The organism is Pseudomonas sp. gcc21, assembly GCF_012844345.1.
Lineage (GTDB): Bacteria > Pseudomonadota > Gammaproteobacteria > Pseudomonadales > Pseudomonadaceae > Halopseudomonas.
Window position 1 is genome coordinate 3,706,647 of record NZ_CP051625.1, and the last position, 16,664, is coordinate 3,723,310.

Annotated in this window: 18 protein-coding genes; 9 read left to right on the plus strand and 9 right to left on the minus strand. The window is 57.7% G+C overall.

What is annotated here, in order from left to right; genetic code table 11:
• Positions 1 to 7: 7 nt before the first annotated feature.
• Positions 8 to 505 (minus strand): DUF2231 domain-containing protein, encoded by a 498-nt coding sequence (locus HG264_RS17270; protein ID WP_372240246.1) that lies wholly within the window; start codon positions 503 to 505, stop codon positions 8 to 10.
• Here HG264_RS17270 and coxB point away from each other — a divergent pair.
• From coxB to HG264_RS17285, 3 genes are read left to right on the plus strand one after another with little or no spacing between them, the layout of a single operon-like run.
• Positions 461 to 1,255, plus strand: a complete 795-nt coding sequence (gene coxB, locus HG264_RS17275) for a cytochrome c oxidase subunit II (protein ID WP_218573017.1) — start codon at positions 461 to 463, stop codon at positions 1,253 to 1,255. The genes HG264_RS17270 and coxB overlap by 45 nt on opposite strands.
• Positions 1,248 to 3,764 (plus strand): cytochrome c oxidase subunit I, encoded by a 2,517-nt coding sequence (ctaD, locus tag HG264_RS17280; protein WP_169408758.1) that lies wholly within the window; start codon positions 1,248 to 1,250, stop codon positions 3,762 to 3,764. Before coxB ends, ctaD begins: the two co-directional genes overlap by 8 nt.
• Positions 3,764 to 4,114, plus strand: coding sequence for a hypothetical protein (locus tag HG264_RS17285; RefSeq protein WP_169408759.1), 351 nt, complete (start codon positions 3,764 to 3,766; stop codon positions 4,112 to 4,114). Before ctaD ends, HG264_RS17285 begins: the two co-directional genes overlap by 1 nt.
• 28 nt (positions 4,115 to 4,142) lie before the next feature.
• On the opposite strand, the gene HG264_RS17290 is transcribed toward HG264_RS17285, so the two are convergent.
• Positions 4,143 to 5,204: an endonuclease/exonuclease/phosphatase family protein gene (locus HG264_RS17290; protein ID WP_169408760.1), complete on the minus strand. Its 1,062-nt coding sequence runs from the start codon at positions 5,202 to 5,204 to the stop codon at positions 4,143 to 4,145.
• Positions 5,205 to 5,300: 96 nt separating this feature from the next.
• Positions 5,301 to 5,483, minus strand: a complete 183-nt coding sequence (locus HG264_RS17295) for a hypothetical protein (protein WP_169408761.1) — start codon at positions 5,481 to 5,483, stop codon at positions 5,301 to 5,303.
• Between the two features lie 278 nt (positions 5,484 to 5,761).
• On the opposite strand from HG264_RS17295, the gene HG264_RS17300 reads away from it, so the two are divergent.
• Genes HG264_RS17300 through mdoH form a run of 3 tightly spaced genes read left to right on the plus strand, consistent with a single transcriptional unit; the run spans position 5,762 to position 9,724 of the window.
• Positions 5,762 to 7,309 (plus strand): glucan biosynthesis protein G, encoded by a 1,548-nt coding sequence (locus HG264_RS17300; protein ID WP_169408762.1) that lies wholly within the window; start codon positions 5,762 to 5,764, stop codon positions 7,307 to 7,309.
• Positions 7,310 to 7,319: 10 nt separating this feature from the next.
• Positions 7,320 to 7,571, plus strand: coding sequence for a hypothetical protein (locus HG264_RS17305; RefSeq protein ID WP_169408763.1), 252 nt, complete (start codon positions 7,320 to 7,322; stop codon positions 7,569 to 7,571).
• Positions 7,571 to 9,724: a glucans biosynthesis glucosyltransferase MdoH gene (mdoH, locus tag HG264_RS17310; RefSeq protein ID WP_169408764.1), complete on the plus strand. Its 2,154-nt coding sequence runs from the start codon at positions 7,571 to 7,573 to the stop codon at positions 9,722 to 9,724. Before HG264_RS17305 ends, mdoH begins: the two co-directional genes overlap by 1 nt.
• A gap of 572 nt (positions 9,725 to 10,296) precedes the next feature.
• Here the strand turns inward: mdoH and HG264_RS17315 are convergent.
• The 3 genes from HG264_RS17315 to HG264_RS17325 all read right to left on the minus strand — a co-directional run bounded on the left by HG264_RS17315 (position 10,297) and on the right by HG264_RS17325 (position 12,967).
• Positions 10,297 to 11,493: a CaiB/BaiF CoA-transferase family protein gene (locus HG264_RS17315; protein ID WP_169408765.1), complete on the minus strand. Its 1,197-nt coding sequence runs from the start codon at positions 11,491 to 11,493 to the stop codon at positions 10,297 to 10,299.
• Positions 11,494 to 11,768: 275 nt separating this feature from the next.
• On the minus strand, positions 11,769 to 12,458 hold the full coding sequence (locus tag HG264_RS17320) for a DUF4142 domain-containing protein (protein WP_169408766.1): 690 nt from the start codon (positions 12,456 to 12,458) through the stop codon (positions 11,769 to 11,771).
• A 131-nt stretch (positions 12,459 to 12,589) separates the two neighbouring features.
• On the minus strand, positions 12,590 to 12,967 hold the full coding sequence (locus HG264_RS17325; RefSeq protein ID WP_169408767.1) for a Rho termination factor N-terminal domain-containing protein: 378 nt from the start codon (positions 12,965 to 12,967) through the stop codon (positions 12,590 to 12,592).
• Between the two features lie 173 nt (positions 12,968 to 13,140).
• On the opposite strand from HG264_RS17325, the gene HG264_RS17330 reads away from it, so the two are divergent.
• Positions 13,141 to 13,359, plus strand: coding sequence for a PLDc N-terminal domain-containing protein (locus tag HG264_RS17330; RefSeq protein WP_256663714.1), 219 nt, complete (start codon positions 13,141 to 13,143; stop codon positions 13,357 to 13,359).
• A gap of 21 nt (positions 13,360 to 13,380) precedes the next feature.
• On the opposite strand, the gene HG264_RS17335 is transcribed toward HG264_RS17330, so the two are convergent.
• The 3 genes from HG264_RS17335 to HG264_RS17345 form a co-directional block, all read right to left on the minus strand.
• Complete coding sequence (locus HG264_RS17335; RefSeq protein WP_169408769.1) at positions 13,381 to 13,668, minus strand: hypothetical protein; 288 nt, start codon at positions 13,666 to 13,668, stop codon at positions 13,381 to 13,383.
• Positions 13,669 to 14,255: 587 nt separating this feature from the next.
• Entirely contained in the window at positions 14,256 to 14,534 is a 279-nt protein-coding gene (locus tag HG264_RS17340; protein ID WP_169408770.1) for a hypothetical protein, read from the minus strand.
• 245 nt (positions 14,535 to 14,779) lie between these two features.
• Complete coding sequence (locus HG264_RS17345) at positions 14,780 to 15,004, minus strand: hypothetical protein (protein WP_169408771.1); 225 nt, start codon at positions 15,002 to 15,004, stop codon at positions 14,780 to 14,782.
• A 174-nt stretch (positions 15,005 to 15,178) separates the two neighbouring features.
• On the opposite strand from HG264_RS17345, the gene HG264_RS17350 reads away from it, so the two are divergent.
• Entirely contained in the window at positions 15,179 to 15,661 is a 483-nt protein-coding gene (locus HG264_RS17350; protein WP_169408772.1) for an MgtC/SapB family protein, read from the plus strand.
• Between the two features lie 98 nt (positions 15,662 to 15,759).
• The gene (locus HG264_RS17355; RefSeq protein ID WP_169408773.1) at positions 15,760 to 16,647 is read left to right on the plus strand and encodes a Ku protein; all 888 of its coding nucleotides are present in this window, start codon (positions 15,760 to 15,762) and stop codon (positions 16,645 to 16,647) included.
• Positions 16,648 to 16,664 lie beyond the last annotated feature (17 nt).

Below are 16,664 nucleotides of genomic sequence, written 5' to 3' on the forward strand. Positions count from 1 at the left end.
GCTGGTATTAGGGATCCACACCCAGACGCTCGGCGCGTTCTCTGATTTTCTCGTGAGACACCCCGACAGCGTGGTCGTAAACCAGCTGTCCACCCAGGAAACTGGTCAGGGAGATCATCACGCCGCTCAGCAACGACAGATAGATGCCCCATGGAAACAGGGCGCTCGCCGGCTCATCGAGGCGTATCAACCAGTTGAGCGTGGCGAGCGACAGCATCATCACGGCGAGTATGCCGTGGCACCAGGCGGTGATCAGACGGCGGATCTGGCTGACGATAACCAGGTCAAGCAACCCGATGGTGCCCGATACCCAGCCGCCCAGCGTGCCGATACCGACCAGCCAGAGGCTGGCGCGCGCCCAGAAATAATCCTGGGTCAGCACATAGGCGACATCGGTCCCTATGACACCGATCAGCGCCGCCACCGGAAAATGAATCAGCATCGGATGGATGGGGTGACCATGAATGGCGAGTTTGCTGGCAATGGAAGCGGAATTCATCGTGATCCTCGTGGTTTCGCAGAAGTCATCGCCGGTTTCCGTTCCGGAGCGGTCTTCAAAAGGTTAGCAGGCGCGGGGCTGCTTGGCCTGTGCATGCTTGTCAGCGGTTGTGGCGGGCCGTTCTCTGCCCTGAATCCCGCCGGGCCCTCCGCAACCGCGGCGTCCTGGTTGTGGTGGGGCATGTTCGGTTACTTCACCCTGGTGATGCTGGTGGTGTTTGCCCTGTGGTTTTACGCCATGCGCCGGGACCCTGGAGATGTTGACCAGCAGCAGTCGCAGCGGTTGCAAAACCGTTGGGTTATCTGGGGCGGACTGGTACTTCCAGGGGTCAGCCTGGCGGTGGTGCTGGCGTTCGGATTGCCGATAGGGCGAGCCATGCTGCCGCTGCCCCTGGAGCAGGGCGAACCCGTACGACTGAATGTTATGGCGCAGCAGTGGCGCTGGGACGTGAGTTATCCCGACAGTGATATCGTGCTGGAGGACCGGCTGGTCGTCCCCGCTGGGGTGCCGGTCGATGTACATCTGAATAGCGCCGACGTCATTCATTCCTTCTGGGTCCCGCGACTGGCCGGAAAGCTGGATGTGATTCCGGGCCGTACCAATGTCATTCGGATCCAGGCGGACCAACCCGGGACGTACCGGGGCCACTGCGCCGAATTTTGCGGGGCGGGCCACGCGCATATGCATTTCGTGGTGGAGGCCCTCGAACCAGAGGCATTTCAAACCTGGCTGACGCAGGAGCAGGCCGATGAGTGAGCTCAGAAACGCAGGCAACCGCGCGCGGTTGGAACAGTTTGATCGGGTATGGGGAAACCTGCCCGGCTGGGGCCAACTGTCCGCGGTCAACCATACGTCTGTGGGGCTGCGCTTCGTTGTCACCGGCATGGTGTTCTTCCTGATCGGCGGCATCCTGGCGATGTTGCTGCGCACGCAGCTGGCATTGCCGGAACAGGATATTCTCAGCTCCAGCGCCTACAACCAGATTTTCAGCATGCACGGTACGGTGATGATGTTTCTGTTCGCCATTCCGGTGCTGGAAGGCGCAGCGATGTACCTGATCCCGAAGATGATCGGGACCCGTGATCTGGTATTCCCCCGTCTCAGCGCGCTGGGGTATTACTGTTATCTGTTCGGCGGCATCATTATCGTCTCAAGCCTGTTCCTGAACATGGCCCCCGACGCCGGGTGGTTCATGTACACGCCCTTGAGTGGATCCTTTTATTCGCCGGGCCTGGGGCCGGATTTCTGGCTGCTGGGCATCACCTTTGTGGAGATTTCGGCGATGTCCGCCGGGGTCGAGCTGGTGGTCTCGATCCTGCGCACGCGGGCCAACGGGATGTCGCTGCGCAAGATGCCGATCTTCTGCTGGTACATCCTGGCGATGGCCCTGATGATTGTCTTCGGCTTTCCACCGCTGATTCTCGGCAGCATCCTGCTGGAGCTTGAGCGTGCCGCAGGCATGGTGTTTTTCGAAGTGGCGGGCGGTGGTGATCCGCTGTTGTGGCAGCACCTGTTCTGGCTGTTCGGGCATCCGGAGGTGTACATCATCTTCCTGCCGGGTGCCGGAATAGTCTCCACGCTGATCCCGGTATTTGCCCAGCGTCCGCTGCTCGGTTATCGCTGGATTGTGCTGGCAATCATCCTGATGGGTTTCATCAGTTTCGGGCTTTGGGTCCACCACATGTTTACCGTCGGGATACCCTCGCTGGCGTTGGCGTTCTTTTCGATGGCAAGCATGCTGGTAGCGATACCCACTGCTATCCAGTTCTTTGCGTGGATCGCCACCCTGTGGACCGGGCGGGTGGTGTTTCACCTACCCATGCTGTGGATTCTGGGCTTCCTTATCATCTTTGTCGCCGGCGGGCTGACCGGCGTCATGCTGGCGCTGGTGCCGTTTGACTGGCAGGTGCACGACACGCACTTTGTAGTCGCGCATATGCACTATGTACTGGTCGGCGGCATGTTGTTCCCCTTGATAGCAGGGTTTTACTACTGGTTGCCGCATGTGTCCGGACGCATGCCTTCAGACACCCTGGGTCGCTGGGGTTTCTGGCTGACCTTTATTGGCTTCAATGTCACCTTCCTGATCATGCATCTGACCGGCTTGTTCGGCATGCCGCGTCGGGTCTACACCTATGAAGCCGGGTTGGGCTGGGACCTGTTCAACCTCATCTCGTCGATCGGCGGCTTTATCATGGCCATTGGTATCGCTGCGATCATAGTCGATGTGCTGCTGCACTTCCGCTTTGGCAGACCCGCGCGGCAGAACCCATGGAATGCGGACTCGCTGGAATGGGCAGTCGAGATGCCAGTCAGCCCGTACAATTTTGCCAGTCTGCCTGATGTGCCGACCCGACATCCCCTGTTCGAAGATCCGGAATTGCCGCAGAAGATTGCCAATGGCAATTACGGCCTGGCTGATATCGGTCACGGCCGCCGCGAGATCTATGGCTCACAAGCTGCAAGCGGCAAGGTCATGCAGGTAATTCATCTGCCGACCAACTCATGGCTGCCGTTGCAAAGCGGGGCGATCATTGCCGTTGTCTGCCTGGGATTGCTGACCAAGTTTTACTGGGTGGCGCTGGTAGCTGCGGTATTCGCGGTACTGTCCCTGTTGCGTTGGAGCTGGCATAACGGCGCCCACGCGAGTAGCGCGCCACTGACTGCAGACGAGCGCACCGATCCGCCGTTGCATTCGCGCACGTTCGACAGCCCGGGCCTGTGGGGGATGGTCGTTGCGATGATGGGCAATGGGACGCTCTACGCCTCAATGCTGTTCGGCTGGTTTTATTTGTGGACTGCAGCACCGCAATGGCAAGCGCCGGACGAGGGGCCGCTTGATCTGTCGCTATTGCTGATCAGCGGGGCGCTGTTGACGGTCGCTGCACTGGTGTTTCGCTATGCCGTAGGGCGATTGCGCGCAGGCAATGCCAAGGGTATGCAAGGGCTGTTCTGGCTGGCATCTGTCATCGGGCTGGCCCACTTCGGGCTGTTGTTGTGGGTATTGCTCAGCGCACCCCTGCAAGCCACCGAGCTTGCGCATGATTCGGTGCTGACGGTGATGCTGATGTATCTGCTGATCCATAGTGGGCTGACGACAGTGGTAACAGCGATGCAGGCGATGCGCGTTCAGTTCGGCTATGTGAGTCTGCGCGTACCCTATGAGCCCTTCGTGGTGTGGCCCCTGTGGGTGTATACGCTGGCTATTTTCTGGCTGGCAGTCGCGGCTTTCGTCTTGCTGCCTATGGGATGGGGAGGTAGCTGATGTTTTCGTTTACACATCCGATACATCTGGTCCTGGGGTTGATCATCTGGTCAGTCTGGTTCGTCGTGCTGTACGGGCTACAGGGCGTAGGCTGCAATATTGCGCCGCCCGCTGCGGAGCTCGGCCCTCGGACGTGGATCAATGCGCTGCTATTGGGGTTGGGTGCGTGCGTCACGCTGCTGCTGCTCATTGCCACCTACCGGTGCTGGAAAGCGGGGCCGGATACCCCTGTCACCGAGGACTCCCAGCGGAAGTTCATCGCACGCATCAGTGGCGGTATTTACCTGCTATCTGCCGTCGCCGCCGCAGCGGTGACGTTGCCGGTGGTGATTTACCCGCCCTGTGTGTAGCAGGCAGTGCAACGTGCTGCGCCGCGTGTCATTCCTCCTGCTCGCGTGAACGCGCTTCCTTGATGGTTTCGCGGGCCTGCTCTTTCTCCTCGGCGTCCGCTGTCGGTTTCTCGTGGTCGCGGGCTTCGTCCGGCGTGTAGCAGAGTGTCGCCATGATGGGGAAGTGATCAGAGCCAAACTGCTTCAGCCGCTTGATTGCGCACAGTTTGAAATGCCGGGTGACAAATATATGGTCCAGTGGCCAGCGTAGCAGCACGTGCCAGGCATTGTAGGTATTGAACATTCCGCGACCACAGCGGGGGTCGAGCATGCCGCTCACATGGCTGAAAGTGCGGGTAGTACGGGACCAGGCCACATCATTCAGATCGCCAATCAATAATGCGGGCTCGTTGCGCTCGTGGACATGCTTGCCGACCAGCAACAGCTCGGCATCCCGCCAGAGTGACTCCTTGCTCTCGTTGGGCGCGGGTGGCCGTGGATGCAACGCATGAAAGTTGATGACGCTGCCGTCCTCGAGCTCGAGCCCACCATGAATCGACGGGATGTCGTCCTGGATCAGGCGCTTGATCTCGATATCGTGCAATGGCAGCCGTGAGTACAGATGCATGCCGTACAGGTTGTCCTGGGGAACGCTGACGCGGTGCGGCCAGTCTGCCAGCGCGGCGTCCAGTTGCTCGCCCCACCATTCATCAGACTCCAGGGTCAGGACTACGTCGGGTTGCTGGTCCAGAATCTGGCTGATCAAACCATCGGCGTTGCGATTGGGCGTTAATACATTCGAGATAAGCAGGGTAACGCAGCTGTCCTGGTCCGCATCCTTGGCGCGCAGTACCTGCACCTTCCACAATCGGGTCCAGGGCAGGATACGGTACAACTGAACGGCCAGTACCAGAAGCCCACAGGCGATTGTCGGCATCTGCCATGGCTCTTCGCTCCAGGCCGACAGCACAACGACCAGCAGCGCCAGGGTCGCGATCTGCAGGCGGGGGAATTCGCACGCACGCAGCCACCAGTCATGCAGGCGAATTTTCGCCAGCAGCGTCATGCTTAGCAGAAACAGGGCCAGAACGAACAGTGGCAGGGTCAGCAAACGCTACTCCATCAATGCAGGTTGTTGATTGGCCGCGTGGACACGCACGGCGCGCTCTTTACCGGTATCGGTTGACGCCTGCGCAACCGCACCGGATTACTCATTCTTCCCGCTGTCATCCGGTGTCGCTTGATCAGGAGCAGCCCCGTCCCGGGCCGGATTGGCTTCATTCTCAGCTGCGGCTTTACGTGCGATTTTTTCCTGGCGCTTTTCTTCCTGCTGTTTGCTTTTCTTCAGCTCTCGCTGACGTTTTTCAAACGAGTAATTTGGCTTGGCCATCTAGCGCTCCTGTTTGTGTATTTAGCCAGTGTAAAGGATGTGGGAGCCGGTTGCAGAATACGCCCGTCCGGGTGGGTCCGGAACTTCATGATGGTTCACGGCACTAATCAGCTGCGTATTTGTGTGCGTTGTCATGGGAGTGTTCGATGGCCCGGCGGCCGAAGACACTGGGGTTATTCCCGCTCCATCGCGGTTCGCGATGGAATGGAGGCGGACTCTAACGGCCCGTTCGGGGTCAACTGTTTAGCACTTGAATGCTCGCAAGGAACTGCTTAAAGATGATCAGGTTTTTCTTCAGGGCGTTGCCCTTTGTGCTGTCCATGCCGCTTCTGGCCCAGGAACAGAATTTCGACTTCGAAACTGTAATCGGAAAAGCCAGAGAACTGGCGTCCCGGCCTTACGCAGCCCCCGCTCAGGTGCCGCGCTTTCTCCGCGATCTCAACTATCAGGATTATCAGGGGATTCGCTTCAAGCCAGAAAGCAGCCTTTGGCATGACGACGAGACGCCATTCAAGGTGATGATGATCCCGCCGGGGCTGTTCTATAACCACGCGGTGCGTATCAATGTGGTCAATCAGGGCGCAGTGGATCCCGTCAATTTCGAGAAGGCGCAGTTTACCTATCCCAATCCGGACATTGAGCGATTGGTCCCGGCCGATATGGGCTACGCCGGGTTCAAGCTGACCTTTCCCTTTGATGGGCCGGATGTCATGAACCAGTTCCTTGTTTTCGCAGGCGCCAGCTATTACCGCGCGGTGGGCAAGGAAAACAACTTTGGGCTGTCGGGTCGCGGGATAGCAGTCAACACCGGATTGCCAGGTGGTGAGGAATTTCCTTCGTTTATCGAATTCTGGCTCGAGAAACCTGCAGCCGACGCGGAAAGCATGACTTTTTATGGCCTGCTGGACGGTAAAAGCCTTGCCGGAGCCTACAAATTCACTGTCACACCGGGTGAGGAGACTGCGCTCAAAGTCGAATCGGCGCTGTTCCCCCGCCAGTCGGTGGAAATGCTTGGGCTCGCACCGCTGACCAGCATGTTCTACTACGGTGAAAATACCCTGCTGCCGCCGGGTGAGTGGCGGCCGGAAGTGCATGACTCGGACGGACTCCTGATTCACGACGGTGGCACCGACGAGTGGCTGTGGCGGCCGCTGCGCAACCCCCAGCCGCTCAGTATCGATTACTTCGCCACCGAAAACGTGCGCGGCTTTGGTCTCATACAGCGCGACACGGACTTTCATAACTATATGGACCTTGAGGCACGGTATGAAACGCGACCCAGTGCCTGGATCGAGCCCGAGGGTGACTGGGGGCGGGGCCAGGTGGTGCTGGTGCAACTGCCGACGTCAGATGAAACCAACGACAATGTGGTGGCGTTCTGGCGTACTGATGGGCAGATCAGCAAAGAGCAGTCGCTGCACTTCAACTATACCGCACGCTTTGGGGGAGACCGCGTGGCGAACGAACCTCTGGCGCGCGCGGTAGATACCTATCTTGGCGATGGCATGCGGGTGGGCGGTGGCGACCAGCCGGGTTCAGTTCGGGTGATTGCCGACTTCGCCGGCGGTCCGCTCGCCGATCGCAAACCCGACGCACCGGTCGTCGGCCACGTCAGCGGCCTGCAAGACACCGAAGTACTCGAGCATTTCGTCGAGTATGTCGAGCCGTTGCAACGCTGGCGGCTGTCTATTCTGGCGCGACCTGCAGCCGACAGGCCGCTGTCGCTGCGTGCCTACCTCAGCCAGAACGAAGATACCCTCAGCGAAACGTGGAGCTATGAGCTTCCGCCTGGCAGCGGCGTGCTGGGTGTGATGCAGCGTAAATAAGGAGTGTTTGATGCAGCCGATACGGGCTGAAATAGCGCTGGCCAGAGTGCTTGCATATCTGCAATGGACCGGCGTGGAAGTTGATACATGTGTGGAGCGAAAGGCCTTGCGTATTGTTGAGGAAGCGCTCGATGCGGATGTCCCGGACTTCTTCCGGGTCTGCATGGAGATGGTCAGGGAGCGCTTCGAATTGTCGCCTGCCACTGTGCCGACGCCAGCCCCGCCGATCTGCCGCGGCAGCATCGGTTACGGCACGCACTGATGACTGCGCTCCGTTCGGAATTGCCCGAAGCCGACCGGCATTTGGGTGCTTCGCATTGGCGTCGTGCCGCTGTTTGGCGCCGCAGTTTTCTGCTGCTGGCGGTCTTGCTGCAGACAGCTATCGCCACCTATTTCATGCTTTCGGTGCTGCCCTATAACGGCGGCACAGGGCTGGAAGTAGGTATGGCGGTGCTGTTCGCTATTCTGTTCACCTGGATTTCCATCGGCTTCTGGGTGGGCTTGATCGGTTTCTGTATCCGCCGACTGGGCGGCGACGCGCATTCGCTGCTGGCCCAGCAGGATGAAGCCACCTTGGCGGGCACAACGCTCGCGCGCACGGCGATTGTCATGCCCATCTATCATGAGTCCGTCGAGCGCAGCCTGAGCGGGCTGAAGTCGGTCTATCGCAGCCTCGAGCGCACCGGCCAGCTGGAGCATTTTGACTTCCATATCCTTTCCGACAGCCGCGACCCGGACATCTGGCTCAGAGAGCAGACCGCCTGGGCGGGTCTGTGCAAGGAGCTGGGCGCCGAGGGCCGGCTGTTCTACCGACGGCGCACGCTGAACCTGAACTACAAGAGCGGAAACATCGGCGACTTTCTCCGGCGCTGGGGGCGCAACTACGCCTATATGGTGGTGCTCGACGCTGACAGCCTCATGGGCGGGCGGACGCTGGTGCGTATGGTTCAGCTGATGCAGCGCCACCCCCGCGTGGGGATTTTGCAGACCAGTCCTGCACTCCTCAATGGCGAATCGGTATTCGCTCGCATACAACAGTTCGGCAATCAGCTGTACGGTCCCTTGTTCACCACCGGCCTGGCAGCGGTGCAGCTCGGCGAGGCTGCGTTCTGGGGGCACAACGCGATCCTGCGCACCCAGCCGTTCATGAAATATTGCGGATTGCGCAAGCTGCCAGGCTGGGGACTATTTCGCGGCCCGATCATGAGTCATGACTTTGTCGAGGCTGCCTATATGGGGCGGGCCGGTCTGGAGGTCTGGCTTGAGCCAGGGCTGGACCAGAGCTATGAGGAGTCGCCGCCGACTCTGGTAGAAGAACTGACACGCGACCGGCGCTGGGCCAAAGGCAATATGCAGCACCTATGGTTATTGCTGCGCGGCAAGGGCATGCGGGTTGCGCATCGCATGGCGCTGGTCAATGGCATCATGTCCTACTTTGCCTCGCCACTCTGGTTGGCTTTTCTGGTGCTGACTACGATCGAAGCCGCGCGCATGGTGCTCATGCCTATTGATTATTTTCCCGATCCGTACCAGCTGCATCCGCTCTGGCCGCAGTGGGAGCCGATACGGGCTGTGGTCCTGGTAGGGATTACCATGACGCTGCTGTTCCTGCCCAAATTCCTCGCCTTGATCGATGCTGTATTGAGCGGGCGTGCAAAAGCGTTTGGCGGTTTCCTGCGCTTGTCGGCCGGCGTGTTGATGGAGATATTCATTTCAGCCTTGCTGGCGCCGATTCGTATGCTCGCTCATTCGCGGTACATCCTCGAGGCCGTGCTGAACGTCACGTTACGCTGGGCTGGGCAGAACCGCGCGGGGGAAATTGGCTGGGGCAAGGCCATACTCAATCAGGCAATAGGCACCTTGCTGGCCATTTCCTGGTCCTCCTTTGCCTGGTGGTTGGATCCCATGTTTTTCCTCTGGTCCCTGCCGGTCGCGCTGCCGCTGGTACTGGCTGCACCCATATTCGTCATCCTGGGCAAAGTGCGCGTAGGACAGGGGCTGCGACGGCGCAAGTTGTTGATGATTCCCGAAGAAACACACGGCTCGGAGCTGATTGACGGCCTGACTGACACGCGCGGACTGGAGACAGCAACCGGTGACTTTCCCGCCTTTCATGAAGCGGTCGTCCATCCGCAAATCAACGCGTTGCAGGTCTCCCTGGCACGGGATAGACGGCGGGGACCGCGCGCTGCCTGGCTTGAACATCTGTGTCAGGACTGTCTTGAACACGGGCCGCGTGCGCTGGACAAAGCTGAGCAGAGCGCCCTGGCAGGCGATGCCGCTTCACTGGCCTGGTTACATCAGCAGGCATGGCAGGCACCGGTAGACTCGCCTTGGGGGCGTATTCTAGGAATCCGCATGCAGGCGCGCCGGCGACGGGACCAGGGGTTGCCTCCAGCCATTCTTACCGACTGAACCTGACAAGGCGTTTCAATAAGTTTTATGCCCTAACAGCGTTTTACGCGCTATAGGAATACTTCGTAATAAAAAGTTCATTATCAATATCCGCGCGCCTGCGAATTAGATGAAAGCTAAGTTGAAATCGAAACAAACTTTTCTGGACGTTGCGCTGTCCAAAATTTCAGCGGGAAGGGCTTTGGAACTTCAAGGCCCGCTCGTTAAATAAAGTGGGACTGTGCTCAAGTACGGTTCAGCTCTTAATTTCCATAAGAGGTAACCTCATGAATAACATCGTATACATCGTTGGCGCTGTGGTAATTGTCCTGGCTATCCTTTCGTTCCTTGGATTCCGTTAAGAAACCTCTGGATAACTACTGCGTTCGGCCATGCTGCGTTGAAATCCTCCTCAAAGTGCTCATTTACAACGCGTAAACTGGTACGCCAGCCCGGTGCACTTTTTGTCGGATTTCGCCTCGCCTGACCTTCGCTCGCTACGTTTTCAGAGGTTCCTTAATCGCCAAAACGATGGCGCGTAACATAAGGCGCCTCGCAAAGCGGTCGCGTCGTGCAGGCACGGCGCCGCCCGCTTATATGACTTTGCGCTGCCTCAGGTCCTGGATATGTTCCGGCGTATAACCCAGCTTTGACAGCACGGCATCTGTATGTTCGCCCAGCGCTGGCCCGACCCACTCGGTTGATCCCGGCGTGGCGGAGAGTTTGGGGATGATTCCAGGCATCTTGAACGGCTTGCCATCTGGGAGCGTACCCTGAGTGAACATTTCCCTGGCCAGGAACTGCGGATCGCAGAACATGTCGGCGACCGAGAATATTCGGCTTGCGGGTACGTCTGCGTCGGCCAATACGTTCAATACCTGGTCCTGGGTCTGACTTTCTACCCATTTATCTATTGCGGTATAGAGTTCGTCGCGGCGCTCATCGCGCCCGGCGTTATCGGCGAGACTGGCATCTTCAGCAAGGTCACTGCGTCCAATGGCATACATGAAGCGTTTAAAGATTGCATCGCCGTTGGCGCCAATCTGAACGGCCTTGCCATCGCTACATGTATGAATTGAAGAAGGGGTGATGCCTGGCATGATATTGCCGCTGCGTTCGCGCACATAACCAATCACGTCGTATTCCGGCACCATACTTTCCATCATGGCGAATACCGCTTCGTATAGCGCCACATCGACCATCTGGCCTTCGCCGCTACCGGCATCGCGATGACGCAGGGCCATGAGCGCGCCGATCACGCCCCATAGCGCCGCAATGGAGTCTCCGATGGATATGCCGGTGCGAACCGGCGGGCGATCTTCGAAGCCGGTGATATAGCGCAGCCCGCCCATTGATTCGCCGACCGCACCAAAGCCGGGCTGATCCTTCATCGGGCCGGTTTGCCCAAAGCCCGAAAGGCGCACCATGACCAGTCGTGGATTAAGCTGGTGCAACGCGTCCCAGTCCAACCCCCACTTCTCGAGAGTGCCGGGTCTGAAGTTTTCGATCAGTATGTCTGCGTCGGCGAGAAGTTCGCGCAGGATGCGCTGGCCGGCAGCTTGCTTGAGATCCAGCGTAAGCGATTTTTTGTTGCGCGCCTGCACGAACCACCACAGCGATGTGCCCTCATAAATCTTGCGCCATTTACGCAGCGGGTCCCCGCCGTCGGGGGACTCGACCTTGATGACGTCTGCGCCGAATTCAGCACATATACGTGCGGCGAAGGGGCCTGCGATCAATGTACCGAGTTCGATAATCTTGAGACCCGCGAGGGGTTTGTCAGCGTTCATGCCGGCTCCGGTGCGTCGAATGTCACGTCATTCTAACCGGATTGCGCTGCGCTTTAACGCGGTGGTTTGAGGTGTGTGGAGTGCGATTCAAACTGAAAAGCCGAACCATTGTTCCCCCCCCCTTTGCCAAGGGGAGAGCTGGTCCGGCCTGGGGGTTATTGCTCTTTTCCAGGCGCTAGCTTGCTGGTGCGATCCTTTTAGCTCAAGCCTCAAGCCTCAAGCCTCAAGCCGGTACCTTCCAGCTTCGATCCCCTAGGCCTGGAATCCAGGAAATATCAGTGCTTGGGATTAGCCGCGTTGCCACGGTTCTGTTGCGGGGTGCCTGTGCTGACCTCAGGCGCCTCCTTGTCCATCAGCGGCATGCTGCTGGTCTGGGGGGCGGGCTTGTTCACCGCCTCGTTGGTCGCTGACGAAGCGCTTACCCCAGGTTTGTCGATGGGGTGTGCGGGCGCTTCGCGCAGATTCCTGGTCAGGGCTCTGGCCATTTTAAGGTGATGTTCGAGTTTGCTCAGCATTGTTTGGGCAAAGTTGCTCACTTCAAAATCGTCTAGATGAGTGCCTTGCTGAAAGATAGCCACGATCTGCTCGTGTGCGGCGACCTGATGGTCCGCATAGGCCATATCGAAACTGTCCGCCTCGCGCAGGCTGAGCAACATTGATCGAGCTTTATTGATCAGGTCGGTTTCCTCGTCCAGCTCGTGGCCTTTTTCGCGAGCCAGCTGTCTGAGCTCCTTGTTTATCTCGAGGTGATCCTCAATCATTTTATAAGCGAAAGATTTAACTTCTACCGAGTTGGTTTTCTCCAATGCCAGTCGCGCCGCTTCAATCTCGGAAAATCCCTTTGCTGCTGCAGTATCGATAAAGCGTGCCGGCCCAAAGCTCTTCTGTTCAGACATCTTGTGATAGATGAACGCGGCGGCCCCTAATGTGGCAGCCCCGATAGTTAATGCTCGCAAGGTGTTCATGACTTCTCCCGGTTAGAAACGTATCAGTTAGAGCGTGTGGTCTTGAGGCGAGCGGCAGCCGGCGTGTTATGTAGGTATCGATCCGGCCGCCGCGATCGCAGTAAGTTGCAGCGGTTAATTCACGTACTCAGTCAGGATGCTTTTTTCAAAGCCTGAACCAGTTCCTGCTTGCGCATCGAAGAGCGGCCGCGAATGTTCTTTGCGCGCGCTTTTTCCATGAGTTCTTGCTTGGTTTCGGATTCAAGCGAGCGGTCCTTCCGAGGCTCACCCCGCTTGGTAGCAACCGCTCGGCGCGCCGACTGGCTGGCGTCTTTGTGCTTTTGCTGTGAGGATTTCTTCTGTCCTGAGCCGCCCGAACGTTCGCCACCACCAGATTGTTTATTCACAGTGGCCCAGGCTCTCGCCTCGGCTTCATTTTCGGAAACGCCTTTCTCTTCGTAGCTTTCTTCAATGTGTTCGGCTTTGCGCTTTTGTTTCTCGCTGTATTTGTCCTTGCTTCCGCGTGGCATGGAATATCCTCCTCGCCGCCAATGACAAGTCGTTTCGGTTGTGTGAGTTATGACTTGACGCGGTTTGGCGAGTTCATCACGAGAGATGAACGGTGTACGGACGCAGGAATTTTTGAACTTGGCTGATCGGCAAGAGCCATACTACTAGACAGCCTTAATCTGGAGGCGGATTGATGGACCCACTTCTATTGGTTGGTGTAGCACTGGTAATTATTTTTCTGGTGGATATCTGGCTGGCGGCCAATATCCTCAAGAGCGACAAACCCAAGCAGACCCGTTACGGGTGGATTGCGCTCATTTTTCTGTTGCCTGTCATCGGTTGGATAATCTGGGCGCGGATGGGGCCCCGCGGCATGGCGAAGGCGCCGGCTTCCCCAGAGCATAGCAAGTAGCGCGATCCGTCCAGCGGCCCCTCAATGGGCCTGAGCTTTGGCGCGCAGCGGTGTATTGCTGCGCATGGCGCTCATGATAATCGTCGCTTCAATCTCTTCAAGAAGATGCCGGCCTAGTTGACGTAAGGACTGAACGTCCCGGTACTGATCCCGGCCAATGCCCACTACGGTGAAATCTTCATTCTGGTAATTGAGTTGAACAGTAAGGGTACGATCCGCTTCAACCTTGCACCTGCTGCGTACTGATTGCATGGAGTTATTCAGTACGGTTTCGATGTCCGTGACGGTTAGGTGGTCAGACCTCTTCATGGCTAGCCCTGTGATCATTGGATGCCCCATACGCCGATATAAGATTGCTCGTCCTTTGTTTCAAGATCGTGGCAATAAACCGAAATACGTCGGCAGATGAAGGCTGGCCGTCGGGATGCTCACCGAATAGTCCGTTATTACGGAGAAGGTCGTTCTGAGGCTGTCAGGCATGACGGCGAAGCGGCCAAATCAGGACTGAATAGCCAAGCGAAACCCTGGCGGAGTTTACATAAGCATCATTTGCCAGATTCGTCAGAAGTTCCTTCGCTCTCTATTTATTATGTCTACAGGTACGGTTTTAACAGCAGGGTAACGCTGGATCAAGCGAAATTTGAGCATAGCTCAAGAATTGAAGAGAACAACTTCGGGATGGTCTCGCGGTGGTACAAATATCCAAATAGAGCGCTGCAATATTCAAGATGAGGCTAAAGGCCATACACTTCGCTGACGACGATTGCTCTTTCAGAAAGGCTCGTTATTGTATTTAGCTATATTGATATAACTTTGTATGGGGATTTTTTCCTCGCTGTTCAGTAACAGCCGCAAGAGTATGTCTAAGGCGCTGGATAGATTTGCCCTAGGAGGGACTAATCTGTGCTGGTGCGTCTCTGAAGCAGCAAGGCGGGTGTGATCGTCCAGGGCAGACGCGCGATGGCGCCTAGCCATTTGATTCCTTTTTCCAGCAAAGGCGAGCGAACATCGGTGGGTTCGTTATGGACAATGTCCGGCACAGGGGTTGGTTCATTCTCGGTGTCCGGGAGCTCGAGATAGTGGCGGCGAGTAACGCGTAATATCCCCCAAAGCGTGGTGCTGGCGAGTAAAAACCAACAACCAATCAGCAGTAATACATAACTTGCCGGGCTCATGGACAACCTCCCTGGTTAACGCGGGCGAGCACTTCAGCCTCGCCATCTGCTATTCATGTGAGCCGTATCGGAGATGCCGACCTGCCCCTTCCACCCGCAGTGCAATCAGCTTCCCGGCGAGCCGCTTCGTCTGTTTAGGTGAGCAAGCGAAGCGGCTAGTCGCGATACGTTGTTGTGCTTGTTCGAGAACATGGCCACTTGATAGTTCCCGATTTTTTGCCGATCGAGACGGACGGTCGGCTCGCTCAGGATTGAATATGGTGTGAGGGGGTTGTGCCTTCTTCCTTCGGCTCGACCATATGCTGCACCTGCACATCGGTTACGTTTCCCGCGCCTATATCGGGATTTTTTTCCTTGATCAGCGGCAGTGCTTGCTCGGGCGTCAGCGTCTGGGCATCCGACTCGATTTCACAGGATTGCGGTTGGTTATCCAGGATGTAACTCACCAGAAACAGGTTTTTCTTCGCCATGGGGTCTCTCCGTTTTCGGGGTGCGATACACAGGTAGACCGTGTTCAGCCACCCATAAGTTCCACCACGGCCAAGGCCGGGCAACTACTAAGCTGAGCGGTAGTCACAGCAGAAGCGGCCATTGTGTTGCTGCGGGTTGGTAGAGGAGCGATAGATGATGAGGAGGCAGACACGGTGTGGGACACGATTCTCGCCACGGTAATCAGCGAATTTTCCGATCTGGATGATGTCGAGAGCGCAACGCGGGTAACGCTGCGACTGCTGATCGCTGCGTTCCTCGGTGGGTTGCTGGGTTATGAGCGTGAGCAGCAGGGCAAGGCCGCCGGCATTCGCACGCACATGATGGTAGGACTTGGTGCGTCGTTGTTCGTTATTGCTTCCTTGCAGGACGGCGCCATGGACGATGCCATGAGCCGGGTGATCCAGGGTATCGTCGCGGGGGTGGGCTTCCTCGGGGCGGGGACCATCATCAAGACCGAAAGCCTTATGGATGTGAAAGGGCTCACCACTGCAGCGGGGATCTGGTTCACCGCAGCTATTGGCGTCGCGGTCGGTCTTGGGCATGAAATGACCGCGATGGTCAGCACCCTGATCGCTCTGGTTATTCTGCATGTCCTGCCGTTGCTCATGCAGCGCGAGGAAGAGCGCGGACCCTAGTGAAAGTGAACGGTGTGGCGCCTTAGGGCCAGTGAGGAAATGAAACTTTCTCCGCTGCGTCAAGGTCATTCGAAGACAGGCTAACGCGAGTAACGGCAATGCCCCGATCAATCTGGAAAGGCGCCATCAGTTTCGGTCTGGTCCATATTCCTGTGGGTCTAGTCTCGGCTACTTCGTCGCAGGGAGTGGATTTCGACTGGCTGGACAAACGCAGCATGGATCCGGTCGGCTACAAGCGCATCAACAAGACTACCGGCAAGGAAGTTACCAGCGAGGATATCGTCAAGGGCGTCGAGCTGCAGAAAGGGCAGTACGTGGTCATCAGCGAGGACGAAATCCGCGCTGCGCATCCTGAGGCTACCCAGACAATTGACATCTTTTCCTTCGTTGACAGTTCACAGATTCCCTTGCCCAACTTCGAAAAGCCCTATTACCTGAGTCCGGTGAAGCGCGGCGAAAAGGTCTACGCCCTACTGCGCGAAGCGCTGGTGCAAACCAACAAGGTGGCCCTGGCCAATGTGGTAATCCGCACCAAGGCACGCCTTGCCGCGCTGATGCCGCTCGAAGGCGCCTTGATGTTGGTGATGCTGCGCTGGCCGGCCGAGGTGCGGGGACTGGGCACGCTTGAGCTGTCCGATGCGGTGACGAAAGCCAAGGTAACCAAGAAGGAGCTGGATATGGCTACCCGGCTGATCGAGGACATGAGCAGCGACTGGCAACCAGAGGAATACCGCGACGATTTCCAGGAGAAGATCATGGAGCTTGTCGAGGAAAAGGCCGCCAAGGGCAAGATCGAGTCGGTGGAAAAGGAAGAGAGCGTCGAGCAGCGACGCAGTGCCGACGTCACCGATCTCACCGAGCTGCTCAAGCGCAGCCTGGGCGGCAAATCTGGAGGCAAGGGCAGCGGCAAACCACCCCGCAGCAAGGCCAGGAGCAGCGACAAGGAAGAGGACGCGCCGAAGCCTAAGCGGGCCTCGCGGGGCTGAACCCGGAGGCCTGCTGC